This window comes from Pseudomonas sp. RW409, from assembly GCF_003184125.1.
GTDB classification, from domain to species: Bacteria; Pseudomonadota; Gammaproteobacteria; order Pseudomonadales; family Pseudomonadaceae; genus Aquipseudomonas; species Aquipseudomonas chlororaphis_I.
Map to the genome: position 1 here is coordinate 39,179 of NZ_QHHP01000033.1, position 22,865 is coordinate 62,043.

22 protein-coding genes, 3 tRNA genes and 2 pseudogenes are annotated in these 22,865 nt (G+C 61.0%); 17 read left to right on the forward strand and 10 right to left on the reverse strand.

Annotated elements, in window-relative coordinates; all coding sequences use genetic code 11:
* Positions 1–149 precede the first annotated feature (149 nt).
* The 3 genes and pseudogenes from DK261_RS13230 to DK261_RS33885 form a co-directional block, all read left to right on the forward strand.
* Positions 150–1,466, forward strand: coding sequence for a Na+/H+ antiporter family protein (locus tag DK261_RS13230; RefSeq protein WP_162096424.1), 1,317 nt, complete (start codon positions 150–152; stop codon positions 1,464–1,466).
* A gap of 303 nt (positions 1,467–1,769) precedes the next feature.
* Positions 1,770–2,453 (forward strand): annotated as a pseudogene (locus tag DK261_RS33880) (cache domain-containing protein); the annotation flags it as partial.
* 312 nt (positions 2,454–2,765) lie between these two features.
* Positions 2,766–3,359, forward strand: a pseudogene (locus tag DK261_RS33885) (methyl-accepting chemotaxis protein); the annotation flags it as partial.
* Positions 3,360–3,464: 105 nt separating this feature from the next.
* Here DK261_RS33885 and yegQ read toward each other — a convergent pair.
* The gene (yegQ, locus tag DK261_RS13240; RefSeq protein WP_009049866.1) at positions 3,465–4,802 is read right to left on the reverse strand and encodes a tRNA 5-hydroxyuridine modification protein YegQ; all 1,338 of its coding nucleotides are present in this window, start codon (positions 4,800–4,802) and stop codon (positions 3,465–3,467) included.
* A 168-nt stretch (positions 4,803–4,970) separates the two neighbouring features.
* Between yegQ and DK261_RS13245 the strand changes: the two genes are divergently transcribed.
* Complete coding sequence (locus DK261_RS13245) at positions 4,971–6,038, forward strand: AI-2E family transporter (protein WP_110175835.1); 1,068 nt, start codon at positions 4,971–4,973, stop codon at positions 6,036–6,038.
* Here the strand turns inward: DK261_RS13245 and DK261_RS13250 are convergent.
* From DK261_RS13250 to DK261_RS13260, 3 genes are all read right to left on the reverse strand, one after another.
* The gene (locus DK261_RS13250) at positions 6,035–6,217 is read right to left on the reverse strand and encodes a hypothetical protein (protein WP_007927236.1); all 183 of its coding nucleotides are present in this window, start codon (positions 6,215–6,217) and stop codon (positions 6,035–6,037) included. The genes DK261_RS13245 and DK261_RS13250 overlap by 4 nt on opposite strands.
* A 108-nt stretch (positions 6,218–6,325) precedes the next feature.
* On the reverse strand, positions 6,326–6,520 hold the full coding sequence (locus DK261_RS13255; RefSeq protein WP_007927235.1) for a hypothetical protein: 195 nt from the start codon (positions 6,518–6,520) through the stop codon (positions 6,326–6,328).
* Positions 6,521–6,769: 249 nt separating this feature from the next.
* A complete protein-coding gene (locus tag DK261_RS13260) occupies positions 6,770–7,126 on the reverse strand; it encodes a hypothetical protein (protein ID WP_007927233.1) in 357 nt (118 codons plus the stop codon).
* A 253-nt stretch (positions 7,127–7,379) separates the two neighbouring features.
* Between DK261_RS13260 and DK261_RS13265 the strand changes: the two genes are divergently transcribed.
* Positions 7,380–8,198 carry a shikimate 5-dehydrogenase gene (locus tag DK261_RS13265; protein ID WP_038633703.1) on the forward strand — a complete coding sequence of 273 codons (819 nt, stop codon included), beginning with the start codon at positions 7,380–7,382 and terminating at the stop codon, positions 8,196–8,198.
* Between the two features lie 108 nt (positions 8,199–8,306).
* Complete coding sequence (locus DK261_RS13270; protein ID WP_110175836.1) at positions 8,307–8,825, forward strand: cupin domain-containing protein; 519 nt, start codon at positions 8,307–8,309, stop codon at positions 8,823–8,825.
* Positions 8,826–8,901: 76 nt separating this feature from the next.
* Here DK261_RS13270 and DK261_RS13275 read toward each other — a convergent pair whose 3' ends face one another.
* Positions 8,902–9,552 (reverse strand): YceH family protein, encoded by a 651-nt coding sequence (locus DK261_RS13275; RefSeq protein ID WP_009049862.1) that lies wholly within the window; start codon positions 9,550–9,552, stop codon positions 8,902–8,904.
* 137 nt (positions 9,553–9,689) lie between these two features.
* On the opposite strand from DK261_RS13275, the gene DK261_RS13280 reads away from it, so the two are divergent.
* Positions 9,690–10,199, forward strand: coding sequence for a DUF1993 family protein (locus DK261_RS13280; protein WP_110175837.1), 510 nt, complete (start codon positions 9,690–9,692; stop codon positions 10,197–10,199).
* 98 nt (positions 10,200–10,297) lie between these two features.
* Here DK261_RS13280 and sstT read toward each other — a convergent pair whose 3' ends face one another.
* Positions 10,298–11,530 carry a serine/threonine transporter SstT gene (sstT, locus tag DK261_RS13285; RefSeq protein WP_110175838.1) on the reverse strand — a complete coding sequence of 411 codons (1,233 nt, stop codon included), beginning with the start codon at positions 11,528–11,530 and terminating at the stop codon, positions 10,298–10,300.
* Positions 11,531–11,814: 284 nt separating this feature from the next.
* On the opposite strand from sstT, the gene DK261_RS13290 reads away from it, so the two are divergent.
* The gene (locus DK261_RS13290) at positions 11,815–12,969 is read left to right on the forward strand and encodes an MFS transporter (protein ID WP_038577697.1); all 1,155 of its coding nucleotides are present in this window, start codon (positions 11,815–11,817) and stop codon (positions 12,967–12,969) included.
* 6 nt (positions 12,970–12,975) lie between these two features.
* On the opposite strand, the gene nhaR is transcribed toward DK261_RS13290, so the two are convergent.
* Positions 12,976–13,881 (reverse strand): transcriptional activator NhaR, encoded by a 906-nt coding sequence (gene nhaR, locus DK261_RS13295; RefSeq protein WP_009049858.1) that lies wholly within the window; start codon positions 13,879–13,881, stop codon positions 12,976–12,978.
* 135 nt (positions 13,882–14,016) lie between these two features.
* On the opposite strand from nhaR, the gene DK261_RS13300 reads away from it, so the two are divergent.
* Both DK261_RS13300 and DK261_RS13305 read left to right on the forward strand, forming a co-directional pair.
* The gene (locus DK261_RS13300) at positions 14,017–14,265 is read left to right on the forward strand and encodes a hypothetical protein (protein ID WP_009044657.1); all 249 of its coding nucleotides are present in this window, start codon (positions 14,017–14,019) and stop codon (positions 14,263–14,265) included.
* A 31-nt stretch (positions 14,266–14,296) separates the two neighbouring features.
* Positions 14,297–15,058 (forward strand): TerC family protein, encoded by a 762-nt coding sequence (locus DK261_RS13305; RefSeq protein ID WP_038577699.1) that lies wholly within the window; start codon positions 14,297–14,299, stop codon positions 15,056–15,058.
* Positions 15,059–15,136: 78 nt separating this feature from the next.
* On the opposite strand, the gene DK261_RS33195 is transcribed toward DK261_RS13305, so the two are convergent.
* On the reverse strand, positions 15,137–15,304 hold the full coding sequence (locus DK261_RS33195) for a hypothetical protein (protein ID WP_009049855.1): 168 nt from the start codon (positions 15,302–15,304) through the stop codon (positions 15,137–15,139).
* Positions 15,305–15,526: 222 nt separating this feature from the next.
* Here DK261_RS33195 and DK261_RS13310 point away from each other — a divergent pair, with 222 nt between their 5' ends.
* A complete protein-coding gene (locus DK261_RS13310; RefSeq protein WP_037005966.1) occupies positions 15,527–16,201 on the forward strand; it encodes a PA2778 family cysteine peptidase in 675 nt (224 codons plus the stop codon).
* Positions 16,202–16,291: 90 nt separating this feature from the next.
* Here DK261_RS13310 and pbpG read toward each other — a convergent pair whose 3' ends face one another.
* Positions 16,292–17,230 (reverse strand): D-alanyl-D-alanine endopeptidase, encoded by a 939-nt coding sequence (pbpG, locus tag DK261_RS13315; RefSeq protein WP_009049853.1) that lies wholly within the window; start codon positions 17,228–17,230, stop codon positions 16,292–16,294.
* A gap of 283 nt (positions 17,231–17,513) precedes the next feature.
* A complete protein-coding gene (gene folD / locus DK261_RS13320) occupies positions 17,514–18,368 on the reverse strand; it encodes a bifunctional methylenetetrahydrofolate dehydrogenase/methenyltetrahydrofolate cyclohydrolase FolD (RefSeq protein WP_110175839.1) in 855 nt (284 codons plus the stop codon).
* Between the two features lie 280 nt (positions 18,369–18,648).
* Here folD and DK261_RS13325 point away from each other — a divergent pair.
* The 6 genes from DK261_RS13325 (at position 18,649) to clpX (ending at position 22,841) form a co-directional block, all read left to right on the forward strand.
* Positions 18,649–18,725: transfer RNA gene (locus DK261_RS13325), tRNA-Arg, on the forward strand.
* Positions 18,726–18,765: 40 nt separating this feature from the next.
* Positions 18,766–18,841, forward strand: a tRNA-His gene (locus DK261_RS13330).
* 56 nt (positions 18,842–18,897) lie between these two features.
* Positions 18,898–18,982 (forward strand) — tRNA-Leu (locus DK261_RS13335).
* Positions 18,983–19,405: 423 nt separating this feature from the next.
* Complete coding sequence (gene tig, locus DK261_RS13340; protein ID WP_009044653.1) at positions 19,406–20,716, forward strand: trigger factor; 1,311 nt, start codon at positions 19,406–19,408, stop codon at positions 20,714–20,716.
* A 93-nt stretch (positions 20,717–20,809) separates the two neighbouring features.
* A complete protein-coding gene (clpP, locus tag DK261_RS13345; RefSeq protein WP_007927205.1) occupies positions 20,810–21,451 on the forward strand; it encodes an ATP-dependent Clp endopeptidase proteolytic subunit ClpP in 642 nt (213 codons plus the stop codon).
* A 106-nt stretch (positions 21,452–21,557) separates the two neighbouring features.
* Positions 21,558–22,841: an ATP-dependent Clp protease ATP-binding subunit ClpX gene (gene clpX, locus DK261_RS13350; RefSeq protein WP_007927204.1), complete on the forward strand. Its 1,284-nt coding sequence runs from the start codon at positions 21,558–21,560 to the stop codon at positions 22,839–22,841.
* The last annotated feature ends 24 nt before the right edge of the window (positions 22,842–22,865 follow it).

Genomic DNA, 22,865 nt, shown 5'->3' on the forward strand with positions numbered 1-22,865 from the left:
CCGGTTTTGACAAGCGTTGCCCGCTGCTGCAAAGTGCGCGCCCTCTAATAAGACCCTCCTTTTCCAATCCGGCGTCGGCAGCCATGCCCTCTGGCCGGACTCATTCCTTTTGCGGCGTTTTCCCGTCGCAGTGCCATGAGGTAACGATGATTAATGCAGTAATTGCCGCGGTTGGCGTCATGCTGGTCCTCAGCCTGTCCCGCGTGCATGTGGTGATCGCGCTGATCGTAGGCGCGCTGGTGGGAGGGTTGACCGGTGGCCTGGGCATCGAGGCGACCCTCAAGGCTTTCAACAACGGCCTCGGCGGCGGAGCGACTGTGGCCCTGTCCTACGCCTTGCTCGGCGCCTTTGCGGTGGCGATCGCCAAGTCCGGCCTGGCCCACGCCCTGGCGGACAAGATCCTGCTGTTGGTGGACCGCCAGGACGCCAATGGCGGCGGCAACGTCAAATGGCTGCTGATCGGCCTGTTGTGGGTGGTGGCGATCGCCTCGCAGAACATCCTGCCGATCCATATCGCCTTCATCCCGCTGCTGGTGCCGCCACTGTTGTATGTGCTGAGCAAACTGCAACTGGACCGACGGCTGATCGCCTGCGTCATCACCTTCGGCCTGATCACCCCGTACATGTTCCTGCCGGTGGGGTTCGGCAATATCTTCCTCAACGAGATCCTGCTGGCCAACGTCGCCCGCAGTGGCGTGGACATCAGCAATATCAATGTCACCCATGCCATGGGCATTCCGGCGCTGGGCATGGTCTTCGGCCTGCTGCTGGCCTTTGTCAGCTACCGCAAGAAGCGTGTGTATGACCTGGAACTGATCGAGAAAGTCGAGCAGGTGACGGTGCAATACAACCCGCGCACGCTGCTGGTGGCGGGCCTGGCGATTGTCGCGGCCTTTGTCATCCAGCTGTTGCTGGATTCGATGATTATCGGCGCGCTGTCCGGCTTCCTGATCTTCTCGGTGTCGGGCATCGTGCGCTGGCGCGAGACCGACGACCTGTTCACCGAAGGCATGAAGATGATGGCGATGATCGGCTTTATCATGATCGCCGCCGCCGGTTTCGCCGAGGTGATGAAGGCCACCGGTGAGGTGAAGAGCCTGGTGGAGTCTTCGGCCAGCTGGATTGGCCACAGCAAGGGTGTCGGCGCCTTGTTGATGTTGCTGGTGGGGCTGTTGGTGACCATGGGCATCGGCTCGTCGTTCTCCACCGTGCCGATCCTGGCGACCATCTTCGTGCCGCTGTGCGTGCAACTGGGCTTCAGCCCGCTGGCCATCGTCTGCATCGTCGGCACCGCCGGTGCCTTGGGCGACGCTGGCTCGCCGGCCTCGGACTCGACCCTGGGCCCGACCTCCGGCCTGAACATCGACGGCCAGCACCACCACATCTGGGACACCGTGGTCCCGACCTTCCTGCACTACAATCTGCCGCTGCTGGCGTTCGGCTGGGTCGCGGCGATGGTGCTCTGAGGCCGCGTGGTTTCAGCTGTACTGTGTTGTCCTTATCGCGAGCAAGCTTCGCTCCTACAGAAGCGTCGTATCTGTAGGAGCGAAGCTTGCTCGCGATAAATCTCAAGGGCGCTGCGTGGCCCCAGATTCCCTTCATCTTCCCGCGGGCTCAACTTTTGTGGTGGCGTGCCGTTAAGGCTGTATCACGCCAATAAAATCAAGAGTGAACCTCCTATGCGCTTAAGTCTGAAGGGCAAAGTCCTGTCCCTCGCGGTCCTCCCGGTGCTGTTGTTTGCGCTGGTGATCAGCCTGACCACGGTCGTCATGCTCAAGCAGCAGGCGCAGAACGAGGTGGACGAGACCCGGCAGCGCCTGCTCGGCGAGGCCAAGACCACGCTGCAAAGCTATGTGGAGGTGGCTCTGAGCACGGTCAAGCCGCTCTACGACGCGGCGGCGCCTGGCGATACCGCGGCCCGCGCCCAGGTGGTGAAGCTGCTGTCGAACATCACCTACGGCAAGGACGGTTACTTCTTCGGCTACGACTCCGAGACCGTGCGCCTGTTCAAGGGCAACAGCCCGGACGGCGTCGGCAAGAGCTTCAAGGACAACCGCGACCCCAACGGCGTGTACGTCAACCGCGAGCTGGTCAAGGTCGGCAAGGACGGCACGCACTATGTGCAGTACAGCTCGACCCAGCCGGGCAGCGACGTGCTGGTGCCGAAACTGGGTTACACCGAATACCTGCCCAAGTGGGACCTGATCGTCGGCTCCTCGGTGAACCTGGACGGCATCGACGCCCAGGTGGCCGAGGTCGAGGCCAGCGTCAACCAGCGCATGCGGGGCATGGTCCTGAGTATCATCGGTATCGCCGTGGTGGTGCTGCTGGTGATCGCCGCCATCGGCATGCTGGTGGCCAATACCATCCTGCGGCCGCTGAACCTGATGAAGCTCAACCTCGACGATATCGCCGCCGGCGAAGGCGACCTGACCCGCCGCCTGGCCATCACCAGCCAGGACGAGCTGGGCGACCTGGCCGGCTCTTTCAACCGTTTCGTCGACAAGATCCACGGCCTGGTGCGGCAGATCACCGAGATGACCGGCCAGCTCACCGGCCTGGTGACCCAGGTGTCCGAACAGGCCCAGCGCTCCGAGCAGGCCATGGAGCGCCAGCGCCACGAGACCGATCAGGTGGCCACGGCGATCAATGAAATGTCGTCGGCGGCCCAGGAAGTGGCACGCAGTGCCCAGGGCGCGGCCGTGGCGGCGCAGCAGACCGACGAGGAGGGCCAGGCGGCTAAACGCGTGGTGGACGGCAGCATCCAGCAGATTCATGCGCTGGTCAGCGATATCCGCAGCAGCGGCACCTCCCTGGATAGTCTGCAGAAAGACGTGGCGTCGATTGTCAGCGTGCTCGACGTGATCCGTTCCATCGCCGAACAGACCAACCTGCTGGCCCTCAACGCGGCCATCGAAGCGGCGCGGGCCGGTGAGGCCGGGCGTGGTTTCGCGGTGGTGGCCGACGAGGTCAGGGCACTGGCCAGCCGCACCCAGCAGAGCACCCAGGAAATCCAGGGCATGATCGACCGCCTGCAACAGGGCACGCGCACCGCCGTGGAGGCCATGCGCCGCTCCAGCGACGCCGGCGACGGCACCTCGCACCAGGCCAACGAAGCGGGGGCTTCGCTGGATGCCATGGCGCAACTGATCGGCACCATCAACTCGATGAATGCGCAGATCGCCAGCGCCGCGGAAGAACAGACCGCGGTGGCCGAAGAGATCAACCGCAGCGTGCACCAGATCGCAGTGGCGGTGGACAGCGTCGCCGACGAAACCCAGCTCGGCGCCCAGACCTCACGCAGCCTGGCCGACCTCGGCCAGCGCCTGGGCAAACTGGTGGGGCAGTTCCGTATCTAAGCGTTCAAGCGTATCGCGGGTAGCTCGTTATCCTCTGTAGGAGCGAGCGGGCAGCGATCCGACTTGCCCGCGATGGCGTCATCAGAGACGCCACCGCAATCAGGATTACACCGCGCTGTTCGGCGTCACGTCGCGCATCAACAGGGCAAAGCGCAGATCCACCGCGTCCGGGATCGGCAGGTACACCGTATGCCCGTCCCCCGGCGCGACCTCGATCGGCTCGCCATGGATGTTCTGCAACTGATGCAGGTCGAAGTGGAAGTTGCCCTTGGGGGTCATCAGCTCCATATGGTCGCCCAGGGCAAAGCGGTTCTTCACTTTCACTTCCGCCAGCCGGTCACGGCGCTCGCCGGTGAGTTCGCCGACGAACTGCTGGCGTTCCGATACCGAGCTGCCGTTCAGGTAGTTCTGGTATTCGTCGTGCACATGGCGGCGCAGGAAACCTTCGGTGTAGCCACGCTGGGCCAGGGACTCCAGGTCGTTCATCAGGCTGCGGTCGAACTCGCGGCCGGCTACCGCGTCGTCGATGGCCCGGCGATAGACCTGGGTGGTACGGGCGCAATAGAAGTGCGACTTGGTGCGGCCCTCGATCTTCAACGAGTGCACGCCCATGCGCGTCAGGCGCTCGACGTGCTGCACCGCACGCAGGTCCTTGGCGTTCATGATGTAGGTGCCGTGCTCGTCCTCGAAGGCCGGCATCGCTTCGTCCGGGCGATTGGCCTCGCGCAGCAGGAACACCTGCTCGGTCGGCGCCCCCAGGCCCAGGGTCGGCTCCGGCTGGAACTGCTGGACGATCTCGCCGAGGGTGTTCTCCGTCGCTTCTTCTGCCTGGTATTTCCAGCGGCAGGCATTGGTGCAGGTGCCCTGGTTGGCGTCGCGCTTGTTCATGTAGCCCGACAGCAGGCAGCGCCCGGAGTAGGCCATGCACAGGGCGCCATGGACGAATACCTCGAGCTCCATGGCCGGCACCTGCTGGCGGATTTCCTCGATCTCTTCCAGGGACAGTTCGCGGGACAGGATGATCCGGCTCAGGCCCTGTTGCTGCCAGAACTCGACGCTGGCCCAGTTCACCGTATTGGCCTGCACCGACAGGTGGATCGGCATCTGCGGGAAGTGCCGGCGCACCAGCATGATTAGCCCCGGGTCGGACATGATCAGCGCGTCCGGAGCCATTGCGATCACCGGCTCCAGGTCCTTGAGGAAGGTCTTGAGCTTGGCGTTGTGCGGGGCGATGTTGACCACCACGTAGAAGCGCTTGCCCTGGGCCTGGGCCTCGCGAATGCCGAGGGCCAGGTTGGCGTGGTCGAATTCGTTGTTGCGCACCCGCAGGCTGTAGCGCGGCTGGCCGGCGTATACCGCATCGGCGCCATAGGCGAAGGCGTAGCGCATGTTTTTCAGAGTGCCGGCGGGGGCGAGCAGTTCGGGGCGGGTCAGGGGCGTCATGGCGGTTTGTCGATGGCAAAAGGTCGCGAGGGTAAGGCCTGGGCCAACAGACTTCATTGATCTGGATCTATGCTCGACGAATAAAACAGGGCACTTGGCCGAACACCGGCGGACTAACGCTTTAGGGGCGCTTTGCGGTGTCCTGGACCTTATTGACGGGGAGCGGAGATGAACCAGCACCTCATGCAACACAAAAGCCTGTTGCTTCTGCTGACCCTGGTGACCGTCGCCTTCATCTGGATCCTGCTGCCCTTTTACGGCGCGGTGTTCTGGGCGGTGATTCTCGGCATCCTGTTCGACCCGCTGCATCGGCGCCTGCAAATCAAGTTCGGTTGGCCACGCAACCTGACGGCCTTTTGCACCCTGAGCATCTGCCTGGTGAGCGCCATTCTGCCGGTGGTCATCATCAGCACCCTGCTGGTGCAGGAGGGCGCCAACCTTTACCAGAGCATCGAAAGCGGCGAACTGGACATCGCCGGTCAGCTGGACCGGTTCAAGCACAGCCTGCCGCTGTACTTCCAGCAGCTGCTGGACCGCTTCGGCCTGGGTGAGCTGGAGAGCGTGCGCGAGAAGATCGTCAAGAGCGCGCTGCAAGGCAGTCAGTTCTTCGCCACCCAGGCTTTCAGCGTCGGCCAGGGCACCTTCAAGTTCGTGGTGAGCTTTTTCGTGATGCTGTACCTGTTGTTCTTCTTTTTGCGCGATGGCGCCGAACTGGTACGCAAGGTGCGCATCGCGGTGCCGTTGGCCGAGCACCAGAAGCGCCGGTTGCAGCTCAAGTTCAGTCGGGTGGTGCGGGCCACGGTGAAGGGCAACGTGCTGGTGGCGGTCAGCCAGGGGGTGCTGGGCGGGCTGATTTTCTGGTTTCTGGAGATTCCCAGCCCGCTGCTGTGGGCAGTGCTGATGGCCTTGCTGTCGTTGTTGCCGGCGGTGGGCGCGGCGATCGTCTGGGGCCCGGTGGCCCTGTACTTCCTGCTCAGCGGGGCGATCTGGCAAGGCGTGTTGCTGGGCTTGTACGGGGTGTTCGTGATCGGCCTGGTGGACAACGTGCTGCGCCCGATCCTGGTGGGCAAGGACACCAGGATGCCGGATTACCTGATTCTGATTTCGACCCTGGGGGGCCTGGCGATCTTCGGCCTGAACGGCTTTGTCATCGGGCCGTTGATCGCCGCGCTGTTCATCTCGAGCTGGGACCTGTTCGTCGATAGCCGGCCGCGGACACAGCTGCCGCTGCCTTAGGCATGCAGGACGCGCTGCTCGATCTTTTGCGACAGGGCCTGGGCGGCGGTCAGCGAAGTGAGTGGGCCGCTGACCGGCTCGCCGTCGCGCACCAGGTACCAACACGCCAGCAACCCCAGCTCCCTGAGCGAGGTGGGAACGGCGCTACCGATAACGGACATGATCTGAACCTTGGGCATAAGTACCTCCATCAATCAATGGGGCTACCTTACGGACCGAGAGGTTCGACGAAAAATCACCGCGCTCGATAGTGGACATCGATACCGGCGAAAAAAGCGCCAGCCCGATCAGTCGACGACCTGATCGAGCATGTAGACCACTTCCGGGTCGTGCAACAGGCCCTTGCGCACCAGGTGCTCGGCCAGCAAGGCCAGGAACTTGGCGCTGCGGTGGCCTTCCAGGTGCTTGAGTTCGGTCAGGGCGCTGTACACCTTGCTCGCGGTACCCAGGGTGGGGGAGTGATGGGGGTTTTGTGTCGGCATGGGCGTCGTCCTTGTTGTTATGGGGCCGTTTTGTGGACAGATCCGATCTTGCGGACCTGACATGACATAAATATGACAATTGTAGGCTTCAGCGTAGGGGCTGCCTTTGGCAACACTATTGCCGGATTGAATCGCAAAAGCTGTCCCGGCAGCGACCTCTGCAAGATTTATTCAGACATTTCAGGGTTGTTTCAAACGCAACAGGCCCCGCTGGTGAAGGCGGGGCCTGTGGGTGTGCGGTCGCCGGAATTACCAGCGGCCAGGGCCATAGTAGTAATGGCGTGGCGGGCCGTAGTAGCCGCGAGGCGGGCCGTAATACACCGGGGCCGGACGGTAATAGACCGGCGGGCCTTCCACGTACACCGGCTGTGGCTGGTAGTAGACCGGTGGCGGCGCGGCATACACCGGTTGCGGCTGAACATAGACCGGTTGTTGCACGTAGACCGGGCGACTGTGGCTGGCGATCACCGAACCCACCACCGCTGCGCCGACCACGGCACCGACTACCGCCGGGCCACCCCAACCACCGCCACCGTGGGCGGACGCTTGACCGGCGACAGCAAGTGCACCAATGAGCAAGGCTATCTTGGGGATTTTACGCATCATGGCTATTCCTCGGTTCCGACCCCAGCGCTCGGTCTGCAATAGACGCGAGGACTGTCGCGGGGATACTTCTAAGACAGCTTTTTTCTGAAAAACTGCACAGCCGCCGGGTAAATTTTGTGTAAGGTCTGTACCGGCTTCTTTACCCTCGTCCGTAGGCGACAGGCCCGTCTTTCAGGCGCTGTCGATATGATCGGGCAGAACCCGATGACTGGCTAATCCCGTCTATCCGAAAGTGCGTTCCAAGGAGATCAACATGCAGATGAACCCCAACAAAGACACCCAGTTGTGTATGTCGCTGTCAGGGCGTCCGGGGAATTTCGGCCTGCGCTTTCACAATCATTTGTATGAACAGCTGGGCCTGAACTTCTACTACAAGGCGTTCAGCAGCCAGGACCTGCCAGGCGCCGTCGGTGGGATCCGCGCCCTGGGCATTCGCGGCTGTGGCGTGTCCATGCCGTTCAAGGAGGCCTGCATTGCCCTGGTGGACGAACTGGACGCCTCGGCCAGCGCGATCCAGTCGATCAACACCATCGTCAACACCAACGGCCACCTCAAGGCCTACAACACCGATTACATCGCCGTCGCCCAGTTGCTCGACAGCCACCGGATCCCCAAGGACACCCGCTTTGCCCTGCGCGGCAGCGGCGGCATGGCCAAGGCGGTGGCCAGCGCCTTGCGCGATGGTGGCTACCACGATGGCGTGATAGTTGCCCGCAATGCCCAAGCCGGGCAGGCCCTCGCCGACTCCCTGGGCTATGCCTGGCAGGCTGAGCTGGGCGAGTTGCGCCCGCAGATGCTGATCAACGTCACCCCGATCGGTATGAGCGGCGGTCCCGAGGCCGACCAGCTGGCGTTCCCGGTCGAGGCGATCCAGGCCGCGCGCACCGTGTTCGACGTGGTGGCGGTGCCGGCGGAAACCCCGCTGATCCTGCGCGCCCGGGCCGAAGGCAAACAGGTGATCACCGGCCTGGAAGTGATCGCCATCCAGGCGCTGGAGCAGTTCGTGCTGTACACCGGCGTGCGCCCCAGCGCCGAGCAGTTCCAGCAGGCGGTGGCCTTCGCCCGGGCCTGATCGGTGGGTGGAGCAGGGCTGGTCGGTGGCGCGCGAAGCCCTGCCTATACTGGTCGCCAGCAAGCCAAGACTTGCCCCTGTTCCACGTCACCGTGATCGAGGACCGTTATGCCACCTGTCATTCTCAATCTGGATCAGGCGGACCTTCAGCCGCTGCCTGAAGCCCTGAGCCCCACCGGCGACACCGCCGGCCGTTATGTCCAGCGCATCGCCCGTATCGGCCAGCAACTGGGTGCCCGGAAGCTCGGCTACCGGCTGATTGCCCTGGGCCCGGGGATGCGCGCCAGCCCCTTCCATAACCATCGCGTCAACGAAGAGATGTTCTACATAGTCGCCGGCGAGGGCGAGATCCGTCTCGGCGCCGAGCGTTTTGCCATCCGCGCCGGCGATGTGATTGCCTGCCCGCCGGGCGACATGGACACCGCGCACCAGATCATCAACACCAGCCAGGGCGAGCTGCGCTATCTGGCGGTCAGCACCCAGGAGGCGCCGGATATCTGCGAATACCCGGATTCCGGCAAGTATGTGGTGATGAAGGACTTCAAGATCGACGATGAGGGCAACGCCTCGGGATTCGTCGCGGTGGCGCGGCATGCGGACGGGGTGGATTACTGGGACGGGGAGTAGGGGCTTTTGTAGTCTTTGAGACGTTGCGCCGACTGCGGCAGCGGCTACCAGGCGCTGCCGCAGGGGGCGGGGGCGATCAGCCTTCGAGTTTCGCCAGGCGCTCTTCGAGGGCGGCGATGCGCGCTTCCAGCTCTTCGATGCGTTCCGCCGATACGCCGCTGCCCGAACTGCGCTCCACCGGGTTCTGCCGGGCGGCGAGGATCGCCTCGATATCCGCCGGGTCTCCCAGGGCGTGCATGTAGCGATCTTCGCGCTGGCCGGCCTGGCGCGGAATCAGCAGCGCCAGGCCGCGTGCGATCAGGCGCTCCAGTTGATGCACCACCTGTTCGCTGTCTTCGAAATCATGCATGCGCCCGCTGCGGGTCAGCAGTTCGTTGACGGTCTGCGGGCCGCGCAAGAACAGCAGGCCGGCGAGTGCCACTTGCGCCGGCACCAGTTCCAGCGCCTTGTCCAGGCGATGCTCCCAGCGGTCGGCGCGGCTGCCCATTACCAGGCGGGCGAAGCCGCGGTTTTCCAGGGCGCGCAGGCTCTGGCCGACCTGGCCCTGGGTGAGGTTCATCACCGGTTCGCGGCTGGTTTTCTGGTTGCAGGCGATGACCAGGGCATTGAGGGTCAGCGGATAGGTTTCCGGGCTGGTTGCCTGCTTCTCGATCAGCGACCCGAGAATGCGCAGTTCGGTGCTGGTCAGTTGCAATTGCTCGCTGGAGGTTTCTTGCTCGATGCTCATCGCGCTTTCCCTATGCTGTCGAAGGCGACTAGCCTAATCCTTGCTGGATAAAAGACAAGCCGCCGGCGAGGCTCAGGCAGGTCTATAATCGCGCCACCTTTGTTTCCGCTTTTTTCCGTCAGCCTGTCGAGATCACCATGACCATTTCCCTGTACGCCGCCTCCGTTCCTGTCTTCAAGCAAATGCTCAACGCCCTGAGCGATGTCCTGAACAAGGCCGAAGCCCACGCCACGGCGAAGAACATCGACCCGAATGCCTTCCTGCAGGCCCGCCTGTACCCGGACATGTTCCCGCTGATCCGTCAGGTGCAGATCGCCGTCGATTTCGCCAAGGGCGTTTCGGCCCGCCTGGCCGAAGTCGAAGTGCCGAAGTACGACGACACTGAAACCACCTTTGCCGAGCTGCAGGCGCTGCTGGCCAAGGTCCTGGCCTTTATCGACGGCATCCAGCCGGTGCAGATCGATGGCAAGGAAGGCATCGAGATCGTCACCCGTCCGGGCACCCCGAAAGAGAAGCGCTTCAGCGGCCAGTCCTACCTGCTGACCTACGGTCTGCCGCAGTTCTTCTTCCACGTCACCACCACCTACGCGATCCTGCGTCACAACGGCGTGGAAATCGGCAAGCGCGACTACATGGGTGCTTTCTGAAATAGCGCCTTCTGATGTAGCCGGCTGCTAAGCCGATAAAAAAGCCCGGCAAGGTGCGAGCCTTGCCGGGCTTTTTAGTGCGCGCTGTGCATGCAGGCTCAGGCGGTCTGGCGGACCTTCTCTTCCTGGGCCATGCACGCGGCGGCGGTGAAGAGCACGTCGGTGGAGGAGTTCAGTGCGGTTTCCGCCGAGTCCTGCAGCACGCCGATGATGAAGCCGACGGCGACCACCTGCATGGCGATTTCGCTGGGGATGCCGAACAGGCTGCACGCCAGCGGAATCAACAGCAGCGAACCGCCGGCGACGCCGGAGGCACCGCAGGCACAGATGGCGGCGACCACGCTGAGCAGCACGGCGGTGGGCAGGTCGACGGCAATGCCCAGCGTATGCACGGCGGCCAGGGTCAGCACGGTGATGGTGATGGCGGCGCCGGCCATGTTGATGGTGGCCCCCAGCGGGATAGACACCGAGTAGGTGTCTTCATGCAGGCCCAGGCGCTTGCTCAGTTCCAGGTTGACCGGAATGTTGGCCGCCGAACTGCGGGTGAAGAACGCGGTGATGCCGCTTTCACGCAGGCACATGAGCACCAGCGGGAACGGGTTGCGGCGGATCTTCCAGAACACGATCAGCGGGTTCATCACCAGCGCGACGAACAGCATGCAGCCGATCAGCACCGCCAGCAGATGCATATAACCGAGCAGGGCGCCGAAGCCCGAGGTGGCCAGGGTCGAGGCCACCAGGCCGAAGATGCCCAGCGGGGCGAAGCGGATCACCACTCGCACGATCAGGGTCACGCCATTGGACAGGTCGTCCAGCACGGTGCGGGTGGTGTTGCCGGCATGGCGGATGGCCACGCCCATGCCGATGGCCCAGGCCAGGATGCCGATGAAGTTGGCGTTCATCAGCGCGCTGACTGGGTTGTCCACCACGCTCAGCAGCAGGCTTTGCAGGACTTCGCTGATGCCGCCGGGGGCGGAGATGGCGACGTCATGGGTGCTCAGCACCAGGGAGGAGGGGAACAGGCTGCTGGCGATCACCGCCACCACCGCCGCGGCGAAAGTGCCCAGCAGGTAGAGCCAGAGGATCGGGCGGATATGGGTTTCCTGGCCGTGCTTGTGGTTGGCGATGGAGGCCATCACCAGCACGAACACCAGGATCGGCGCGACGGCTTTCAGTGCCGAGATAAAGACCTTGCCGATAAAGGCGGTGGATTTCGCCAGTTCGGGGGCCAGCAACGCCAGGGCGATACCGGCGACCAGGCCAATGACGATCTGCGTGACCAGACTGGTGCGTTTGAGTTTTTCCAGGAGCGACGGGGGTGAAGCAGTCATAGCGGTATCTCTGATTTTTTTAATATGCCGTGCGTCGACGGGGGACGCCGTGCTGGTGAGTTGCTGGAGGTACGGGGGGTTGCGGCAGGGGGCGGACTTTATCACACGGGGTTCGCCCACGGATGTGACGATCTGCCACCCGAGCCTTCTAGAGTAGCCTGCGGTTTTTTCGCCGCTACCCCAGACATGCGCGGACACATTCTGTTAGGATTCGCCATCCTCTTTTCATCTCCAGTCAGCGGGCCCCCAGGCCATCGCTGATGTCGTCGTTTCCGGAGTTTTCCATGCTGTTGCCCATTCTGCTGTTGTCAGCCGCCGGTTTTACCGTGCTGACGACGGAGTTCATCATTGTCGGCCTGCTGCCTTCGATTGCCCGCGATCTTGCGGTCAGCGTGCCGCAGGCCGGTTTGCTGGTGACCTTGTTCGCCTTCACCGTGGCGGCATTCGGGCCGTTCCTGACGGCCTATTTCGCCCGTTTCCAGCGCAAGCGCCTGTTCATCTCGGTACTGGTGATGTTCGGCCTGGCCAACACCCTGGCGGCGCTGGCACCGAATATCTGGGTGATGGCGGTGGCGCGGCTGATCCCGGCGCTGGGCTTGCCGGTGTTCTGGGCTTTGGCCAGTGAAACCGCGGTGGATATCGTCGGCCCCGACTACGCCGGACGGGCCATCGCCAAGATCGGCTTCGGCATCGTCTGCGCCACGGTGTTCGGCATTCCGGTGGGTACGCTGATTTCCGATGCCTTCGGCTGGCGCAGCGCGTTCGGCATCCTGGCGCTGGTGGCGTTTGCCAAGGCGCTGCTGCTGTATGTCTACCTGCCGCAGACCCGCGTGCACAACGAGCAGGCCAGCCTGCGCTCGCAGTTCGGCATCCTGCGCAGCCCCTTGATGCAGGGGCATGTGCTGCTGTCGATCCTGGTGTTCAGTGGCATGTTCACCGCCTACACCTACCTGGCGGACATCCTCGAGCGCCTGGCCGGTTTCAACGGCACGCTGGTCGGCTGGTGCCTGATGGGCTTCGGCGCGGTAGGGCTGATCGGCAACTCGCTGGGCGGCCGGGCGGTGGACCGTCATCCGTTGCTGGCGTCCATGGGCTTCTGCGCCTTGATGATCGGCGGCATGGTGGCGTTGGTGCCGAGTATCCATTCGCCTGTGGGCCTGGCGGCGGCCATGGGTGTCTGGGGCGTGACCCAGGCGGCGCTGTTCCTGGTCAGCCATGTCCGTCTGATCAAGGCCGCGCCTCAGGCGCCGGCGTTTGCTGCGTCGTTGAATATCGCCGGGGCCAACCTGGGGATCGGCCTGGGCGCCATGGTCGGCGGCCGGGTCATCGATACCCTGGGGCTGGGTAGCCTGGGGTTTGCCGCCGCTGGTTTTATCCTGGTGTCGATCCTGCTGGCCCTGCTGTTGATGACCCTCAAGCCACAGGCCAGCTGCGCCTGATCCTCCTCAGGCGCCCATGGCGGTAAACAGCTCGCGGCGGGCACCTTCGGTGATCGCCACGATGCCGGGGTGCTTGACCTTGCGTTCGACCGAAATGGCGTAGAACGACTCGCTGACCGCGTCGGTCTGGCCGATCAGTTGTACGCCGTATTGGCGCCGCACTTCGTCGGCGATCACGCTGGGACTGATGAAGATCCCGCTGCCCGACTGACCGAATGCCTGCATCAAGGCGCTGTCGTCGAACTCACCGATGATCCTGGGTTGTATCTGCTGCTCGGCCAGCCAGCGCAGTAGGCGGCTGCGCACCACGGTTTCCTGCCCGGGAATCAGCAGCGGAGCGCCATGCAGGCTATGGGGGAAGTTCGTTCCATAGCGCTCGGCCAGTTCTTCGGTGGCGAAAAAGCTGATGCCGCACTCGCCGAGTTTCTGGCTGTAGCCCTTGATATCAAGATGCGAGGGCATGGGGCTGTCGGAGATCACCAGGTCCAGGCGCTGGATAGCCAGGTCGGCCAGCAGGCGTTCGAGCTTGTCCTCGCGGCAGGTGATGCGGATCGGTTCGCTCAGCTCCATGGTCGGGGCGATCAGGCGATAGACGATCGATTTGGGCACCACATCGGCCACGCCGACCCGGAACAGGATCTGCTGCTCGTTGGGCTGGGCCTGGAGCATGGCTTCCAGTTCGCCGCCCAGCTGGAACATCTGCTCGGCGTAGGGCAGGGTCTGGCGCCCGGCTTCGGTCAATTCCAGTTGCCGGCCGACCCGGCGAAACAACTCGATGCCATAGGTTTGTTCGAGCAGGGTGATCTGCCCGCTGATGGTTTGCGGGGTCAGGTTCAGTTGCTCGCAGGCCCGGACGATGCTGCCGGTCTTGGCGACGACCCAGAAGTAATGCAGTTGACGGTAATTGAGCATGGCTGGCTTTGATTCGTAAAAATCGAAGTATAGCCGTTAAAAATACGAATTTTCCTGAAGTGTTCGCTTCCATAGAATGCCTCGCTATTGACGGGCCATCGTCTCGGCCCGGTCCGTTCTAACGAGGAAAGCGCAATGACCTATAAATCCATCGCCGCATCGTTGCTGGCGTTGTCGTTGATCACCCTTGCCGGTTGCGAGCAGGCGGAAAAAAGCGCGCAGCAGCTGTTGGGCAAGGCCGCGGAAAACGCCAAGCAGGCGATCGACGACACGCACAAGGCCGCCGAACAGGCGATCAGCGACGCGACCCAAGGCTTGATCAGCAAGCAGGAAAAGCCGGCGGACGAGGCCAAAGAAGCCACCTCGTCGTCCCAGGAAATCTGATTCCCCCATACCCCCGACTCAGGACTGAGCCATGGAATATCTTTTACAACTCGCTGCCAGCCCCACCGCCTGGGTCGCCCTGGCAACCCTGGTGGTCATGGAAATCGTGCTCGGCATCGATAACCTGATCTTCATTTCGATCCTGACCAACAAGCTGCCCGAGCAACACCGGGCCAAGGCCCGGCGGATCGGTATCGGCATGGCCCTGATCCTGCGTCTGGCGTTGCTCAGCACCATCGCCTTTATCGTGCAACTGACCGAGCCGGTGATCGATGTCTTCGGCCAGGTCTTCTCCTGGAAGGACATGATCCTGATTGCCGGCGGCCTGTTCCTGCTGTGGAAGGCCACCACGGAGATCCATCACAGCATGGACCCGGAGCCGCAGGACAGCAAAAGCGAGACCGCTGGCGTGTCCCTGGGGTTCGCCGCGGCGATCGGCCAGATCCTGATGCTGGACATGGTGTTCTCCATCGACAGCATCATCACTGCCGTCGGCATGACCGAGCACTTGCCGATCATGATCATCGCGGTGGTGGTGTCGGTACTGGTGATGCTGCTGGCGGCCGAGCCTCTGGCCAAGTTCATCAATGACAACCCGACGGTGGTCATGCTGGCCCTGGGCTTCCTGATCATGATCGGCATGACGCTGATCGCCGAAGGTTTCGGTGCCCATGTACCAAAAGGTTATGTGTACGCGGCCATGGCTTTCTCGGCGGCCATCGAGGGGCTGAACATGCTGGCCCGTCGTGCCCGGCAGAAGCGCGTGACGGCGGAGGCGGAAGTCGAAGCCTGATTCGCGGCAACAATCGACGGCGGCCTGTGTTCAAGGACACAGGCCGCCGTTTTTATTGGATAGGAGAAAAGGCGCCAGTCAGTGCGCGGTGGCGTGATGCCGGGCCGGTTTTGCGGTTTTCGCGGCGGGAGTCGGCAAGCGCGGATGATGGTGCCGGCGAGCGATCCGCAGGACGCCCCATAGCATGGCAGCGGCGACGGCCAGCCAGCCGCCGATCAGCATCAGGATTGTCGTTGTCAGGCTCATACATGCCTCCTTTTTGCCCTGTCCGGGGCACACACTCGTTGCAATGGACAGTCTAGTCGCGGTTGTGTTTCAAGCCATTGACCAATAGTCGAGTGTCATCAAACGGTTTGCTCTATGAGGCGCAAATTACTGCGGCTTGACGCTATACCCTTGCCTCGTGGCGCCCTATGATCAGCGTTTCGGCCGGGGCTCCTGGCTTGGCGTCTGCACAAGAGAGTCATGATGGAACGGATGTTTCTGCGATTTCGAACACTGTTGTTGGCGGGCGCCTGCGCCCTGACGCTGGCCGGTTGCGCCAGCAGCGTGCAGCCGGAGATTCAGCGCCTGCCCGAGCGGGTGGAACTCAACGGCGTACCGTTTTTCCGCGGCGAAACCTATCAGAGCGGCCCGGGCACCCTGGCCAGCATGCTGTCCCAGCAAGGTATCGTGATCACCCCGGGCCTACTGGACAAGCCGTTGCACCTGCCAGGCGCCGAGGCGAAGTTGCAGCAGAACATGCTGACCCTGGCGCGTGAGTACGGGATGGTGGTCTATCCGCTGGACGACAATTTAGCGGCGCTGCTGACCCAGGTTGCCGCGGGATACCCGGTGATGGTGCGTTACACCGAAGGCTCGGCGTTCTGGGCCGAACCTCGCTATGCCGTGCTGGCGGGCTATAACCGGCACAAGCAGACGGTGTTGCTGCGAGCGGGAATGAATCGTCGTCTGTTGATGGACTTTGCCAAATTCGAATCGGCCTGGAGCAGTGCGGGGCACTGGGCGGTGCTGATTCAGGGGCCGACCCAGGTACCCGCCCAGGTCGATCGCCAGCGTTGGCTGAGGGCGGCCGATGAGTTGGCCCAGGCCGGGCAGGAGAACGCGGCAGCACGAGCGACCAAGGCGTTGAGCGCCAACTGAGGTTGCAGAAACGCTGACGGCGCCCAGGGGCGCCGTCTTTGAAAGGGCCGCGATCGACAGATCCGCGGCCTTTTTTGGGTCTGCCAGCTTCTATTCGGCAGTTTGGGCGACGCCGCTCTGACGGCTTTTCAGGTTTTTGCCGGCCTTGTAGCTCAAGGCGGCATTCGGTACCGAGCCGCTTTTACCGGTTTCCAGCCACTGGCGGATGCGGCTGGCATCGGCGAAGTGCGTGTATTTGCCGAAGGCGTCGAGAATCACCAGGGCGACCGGGCGGTTGCTCATGCTGGTCACCAGTACCAGGCAGTGGCCTGCTTCATCGGTAAAGCCGGTCTTGGTCAGCTTGATGTCCCAGTTGGCCCTGTTGACCAGGTGATCGGTGTTGCGAAAGCCCAGGGTGTAGTTGGGTTTGCGGAACGCCACGGTCTTTTCCTTGGTGGTGCTCAGCTCGCTCAGCAGCGGGTATTTGCGCGCCGCCAGCAACAGTTTGCTCAGGTCGCGGGCGGTGGACACGTTATGGACCGACAGGCCGGTCGGCTCGACATAGTGCGTGCTGGTCATGCCCAGTGCCTTGGCCTTGGCGTTCATGGCGGCAATAAAGGCTGCATACCCGCCCGGGTAGTGGTGGGCGAGGCTGGCGGCGGCACGGTTTTCCGACGACATCAGGGCGATCAGCAGCATCTCCTTGCGCGGCAGCTCGCTCTTGAGCTTGACCCGGGAAAACACACCTTTCATTTCCGGGGTGTTGCTGATGTCCACGGAGATGTATTCATCCAGCGGTTGTTTGGCGTCGAGTACGATCAGACCGGTCATCAGCTTGGTCACCGACGCGATGGGCACGACCACGTCGGGATTGCTGGAATAAATGACCTTGTTGGTCTGCAGGTCCAGCAGCAGGGCGCTGCCGGAGGCAATATGCAGTTGGGAGGGATCGCGCGGCGCTTCGGTGGTTTCGCGAGCGACGGCGCTCTGCGTGATAAAGGTGCCTGTAAGTGCAAAAAATAGGCTCAGGATAGAAAGACGGATTTTCACGCGGGCGGACTCATGAAGTGGATATGCCGTTCTGCAACGGGCTGCTTTCAGAAAAACGTTACATTTTATGAGTATGTGCCAGGAAAGAGCTACACGCCCGTAGGTAAAGGGCTCCAGGTAAATTAAATTTCATCCTGTACCAGATTTGTACCAGTTCGATCCTCTTCTTTCTGATGAGTAGATCGTCCGCTGCAAGCGGGGTATTCGGTCCAGGTTTTCGGCGAGCAGAAACAAAGAACCCCGCCAATGGCGGGGTTCTTTTTATCCGGGATGTTTCCCAGGGTCAGTCGTGCAGCGTTTCTGCCGCGTACAAGGTGTTTTCCAGCAGGCAGGCACGCGTCATCGGGCCGACGCCCCCCGGTACCGGGGTGATCCAGCCAGCGCGGGGCAGGGCGGTCTCGTAGACCACATCGCCCACCAGCTTGCCGTCTTCCTGGCGGTTGATGCCGACGTCGATGACGATGGCGCCTTCCTTGATCCATTCACCCTTGACCAGGCCCGGCTTGCCGGCGGCCACGATCACCAGATCGGCACGCCCGACGTGGCCGGCCAGATCCTTGGTGAAGCGGTGGGTGACGGTAACGGTGCAGCCGGCCAGCAGCAGCTCCATCGCCATCGGGCGACCGACGATGTTGGAAGCGCCGACCACGACTGCATCCATGCCGTACAGATCGGCACCGGTGCTTTCCAGCAGGGTCATGATGCCTTTCGGGGTGCATGGACGCAGCAGGGGGATGCGTTGGGCCAGGCGGCCGACGTTATAAGGATGGAAACCATCCACGTCTTTATCCGGGCGGATGCGTTCCAGCAGTTTGGAGGCATCGAGGTGTTCGGGCAGTGGCAGCTGTAGCAGGACGCCATCGATGTTCGGGTCATCGTTGAGGCGGTCGATCAGGCCGGCCAGTTCTTCTTGAGTGGTGCCTGTAGGCAAGTCATAGGCTTTTGAAAGAAAGCCGACCTCTTCGCAGTCTTTACGCTTGTGCGAGACATAAACCTGAGAGGCCGGGTCGCTGCCGACCAGGATCACCGCGAGGCCTGGAGTACGCAGGCCTTGCTGGCGACGCTCGGCGACACGTTTGGCGATCTGCTGGCGCAGGCTAGCGGCGATCGCTTTGCCGTCGATTAGTTGTGCAGTCATGACGCGTGATTAACCATCGAGAGGGAGAGAAAAAGAGAACGCATTCTCGCATGCCAGGACGTGAGGGCAAAGGCGCTTGGTCTGCAAATTCCCCTAACTCCTTTAATTAAATGAATTTTTTTCAAAAAAGAGTTGACGACCTAACGGCTCGTCTATAACATTCGTCGCACTTGTCGGGCACAGCCTAGCACTGGTTAAGAAGGTCGGGCAGAGTTGATGTTTAGCTCGTAACGACTGAAAGCACTTAGTTTGTAATCATTAAAGAATACAGATTAATAAGGCGCCCGTAGCTCAGCTGGATAGAGCATCCGCCTTCTAAGCGGATGGTCGCAGGTTCGAGTCCTGCCGGGTGCGCCATTAGGCAGCTTTGGCACAAGTAACGCAACAACGCAATATGGTGGGCGTAGCTCAGTTGGTAGAGCACAGGATTGTGACTCCTGTTGTCGTGGGTTCGATCCCCATCGTCCACCCCATATTCCGAAAGGCGCCAGATTAATAGTCTGGCGCCTTTGCTTTAAAAGCTTGATACGCGGACGTGGTGGAATTGGTAGACACACTGGATTTAGGTTCCAGCGCCGCAAGGTGTAAGAGTTCGAGTCTCTTCGTCCGCACCAATTAAGTAGCTATTTATATAGCAGATAACGGCGCAGCACCTGAAAAGGGCTGCGCCGTTTTCGTTTCAGAAGTCTGTATTTCCAGCGGGTCGCAGGTGGTGGACCAAGGATGCGACGAAACACTCGTCCTTTTGTCGCTGGAATGCTGAAGGTTTACCGGTCGGGCTGTGGTTTGGTCCGGCTATCGGGGAGGTGATGCGCCATTCCTTCTATATATAGAAGCGTTGGTGCAGAGGCCCTGGTTTGATTCGCTGTATTTGCTCTCAGGGCGAGGCTCAACCGTTGGTCCCCGCCTTTAAATCGCCAGCTGTTTTTTTACCCGTTTTCAGTAGGGTGACTTCTTGAGTTTGACCCACTAGAATGCATGCCCTTGATTCTGGGGTCGGAAACGGCCGGCTAACGTCTGTGCAACGAGGAATATCCATGCAAGTTTCTGTTGAAAATACTTCTGCTCTTGAGCGCCGCATGAGCATCACCGTGCCGGCTGAGCGCATCGAGACACAGGTCAACAAGCGTCTGCAGCAGACTGCCCAAAAGGCCAAGATTCCAGGCTTCCGTCCTGGCAAAGTCCCAATGAGCGTGATCCGTCAGCGTTATGAAGCTGATGCGCGTCAAGAAGCTGTGGGCGACGTGATCCAGGCTTCCTTCTACGAAGCTGTTGTCGAGCAGAAGCTGAACCCGGCTGGCGCTCCTTCGGTTGAGCCAAAGGTTCTGGAGAAGGGCAAGGATCTGGAATACGTTGCAACGTTCGAAGTGTTCCCTGAGTTCACCGTTGCCGGTTTCGAGTCCATCGCCGTTGAGCGTCTGAGCGCTGACGTGGCTGATGCCGACCTGGACAACATGCTGGAAATCCTGCGCAAGCAGAACATTCGCTTTGAAGTGGCCGACCGTGCCGCTCAAAACGAAGACCAACTGAACATCGATTTCGTCGGCAAGGTCGACGGTGAAGTGTTCGCTGGCGGTTCCGCCAAGGGTACTCAACTGGTGCTGGGTTCCGGCCGCATGATCCCGGGCTTCGAAGAAGGCCTGGTCGGCGCCAAAGCTGGTGAAGAACGCGTTCTGAACCTGACTTTCCCTGAGAACTACCAGAACCTGGACCTGGCTAACAAAGCTGCCGAGTTCACCGTGACCGTCAACACTGTTTCCGAGCCTAAGCTGCCAGAACTGACCGAAGAGTTCTTCGCTCAATTCGGCATCAAGGAAGCCGGTCTGGAAGGTTTCCGTGCCGAAGTTCGCAAGAACATGGAGCGTGAACTGCGTCAGGCCATCAAGTCCAAGGTCAAGAACCAGGTAATGGACGGCCTGCTGGCTGCCAACCCGATCGAAGTGCCTAAGGCTCTGCTGGACAACGAAGTGAACCGTCTGCGCGTTCAGGCCGTTCAACAGTTCGGTGGCAACATCAAGCCTGATCAACTGCCGGCCGAGCTGTTCGAAGAACAAGCCAAGCGTCGCGTCGTACTGGGTCTGATCGTGGCTGAAGTGGTCAAGCAATTCGACCTCAAGCCTGACGAAGCCCGCGTGCGTGAGCTGATCCAGGAAATGGCTTCTGCTTACCAAGAGCCGGAGCAGGTCGTGTCCTGGTACTACAAGAACGAGCAGCAACTGAACGAAGTCCGTTCGGTTGTGCTGGAAGAACAAGTTGTGGATACTGTTCTGCAGAAAGCTAGCGTGACCGACAAATCGGTCTCTTACGAAGAAGCGGTCAAGCCGGTAGAAGCACCACAAGCCGACTGATTTTTTACTCGTTCGAAAATACACACCATAAGCCAGCCTTCGTGCTGGCTTATGCGTATTCAAGACATGACTATTTGGGAGTGACTGCAGGACATGTCCCGCAATTCTTATTATCAGCAGAGCTCTGACATCCAGGCCGCAGGCGGCCTGGTCCCGATGGTTATCGAGCAGTCCGCCCGTGGCGAACGCGCCTATGACATCTACTCGCGCCTCCTCAAGGAGCGGGTGATCTTCCTGATTGGCCCGGTAGAAGACTACATGGCCAACCTGGTCGCGGCACAATTGCTCTTCCTTGAAGCGGAAAACCCGGACAAGGACATCCATCTCTACATCAACTCGCCAGGCGGTTCGGTGACTGCGGGTATGTCGATCTACGACACCATGCAATTCATCAAGCCGGACGTTTCCACCATCTGCATCGGCCAGGCCTGCAGCATGGGGGCTTTCCTGCTTGCCGGTGGCGCAGCGGGCAAACGTCACTGCCTGCCTAACTCGCGGATGATGATTCACCAGCCTTTGGGCGGTTTCCAGGGCCAGGCTTCGGATATCGACATCCATGCCAAGGAAATCCTGCACATCCGTTCGCGCCTGAACTCGCTGCTGGCTCATCACACCGGTCAGAGCCTCGAGACCATCGAGCGCGACACCGAGCGCGACAACTTCATGAGCGCAGAGCGTGCGGCTGAATACGGCCTGATCGACTCTGTGATCACCAAGCGTCAAATGCCTGCCTAAGCAACTCAAATGTAGGTGGTTGGTTTAACCGGCCACCTGCGGACTTGAAAAAGCCCGCAATTGCCTTCATCTTGTGTTGCAAGCCTATCGGATTTGGATCGATCGAATGACTGACACCCGCAACGGCGAGGACAACGGCAAACTGCTTTATTGCTCCTTCTGTGGCAAAAGCCAGCATGAAGTACGCAAATTGATTGCCGGCCCCTCGGTCTTTATCTGCGACGAGTGCGTCGACCTGTGCAATGACATCATCCGTGAGGAGGTGCAGGAAGCACAGGCCGAAAGCAGCGCGCATAAATTGCCTTCGCCTAAAGAAATCAGCGGCATCCTTGATCAGTATGTGATTGGTCAGGAACGTGCGAAAAAGGTTCTGGCGGTAGCGGTATACAACCACTACAAGCGCCTCAACCAACGTGACAAAAAGAATGACGAGGTCGAACTGGGCAAGAGCAACATCTTGCTGATCGGCCCTACAGGTTCGGGCAAGACTCTGTTGGCAGAGACCCTGGCGCGCCTGTTGAATGTACCGTTCACCATTGCCGACGCCACCACCCTGACCGAAGCCGGTTATGTGGGTGAGGACGTCGAGAACATCATTCAGAAACTGCTGCAGAAGTGCGATTACGATGTAGAGAAAGCTCAAATGGGCATCGTCTATATCGATGAAATCGACAAGATTTCCCGCAAGTCTGACAACCCTTCGATTACCCGTGACGTTTCGGGCGAAGGCGTGCAGCAGGCCCTGTTGAAACTGATCGAAGGCACTGTGGCTTCCGTTCCGCCTCAAGGTGGTCGCAAGCATCCGCAGCAAGAGTTCCTGCAGGTCGATACGCGCAACATCCTGTTCATCTGCGGTGGTGCGTTCTCGGGTCTGGAAAAAGTTATCCAGAACCGTTCGACTCGCGGCGGCATCGGCTTCAATGCTGAAGTACGCAGCAAGGAAGAGGGCAAGAAGGTCGGCGAATCCCTGCGTGAAGTCGAACCGGACGATCTGGTCAAGTTCGGCCTGATTCCGGAGTTCGTGGGTCGTCTGCCGGTTCTTGCGACCTTGGACGAGCTGGATGAGGCAGCGTTGATCCAGATCCTTACCGAGCCGAAAAACGCCTTGACCAAGCAGTATGCCAAGTTGTTCGAGATGGAAGGCGTCGATCTGGAGTTCCGTACCGATGCCCTCAAGTCGGTCGCCAAGCGTGCGCTTGAGCGCAAGACTGGTGCTCGCGGATTGCGTTCGATTCTCGAAGGCGTGTTGCTCGACACTATGTACGAAATCCCCTCGCAGTCCGAGGTAAGTAAAGTAGTGATCGACGAAAGCGTTATAGAAGGTAAGTCCAAGCCACTGTATATCTATGAAAACAGTGAGCCGACTGCCAAGGCAGCCCCGGACGCCTAAGCGCCGGACTGCTGGTTTGACAGA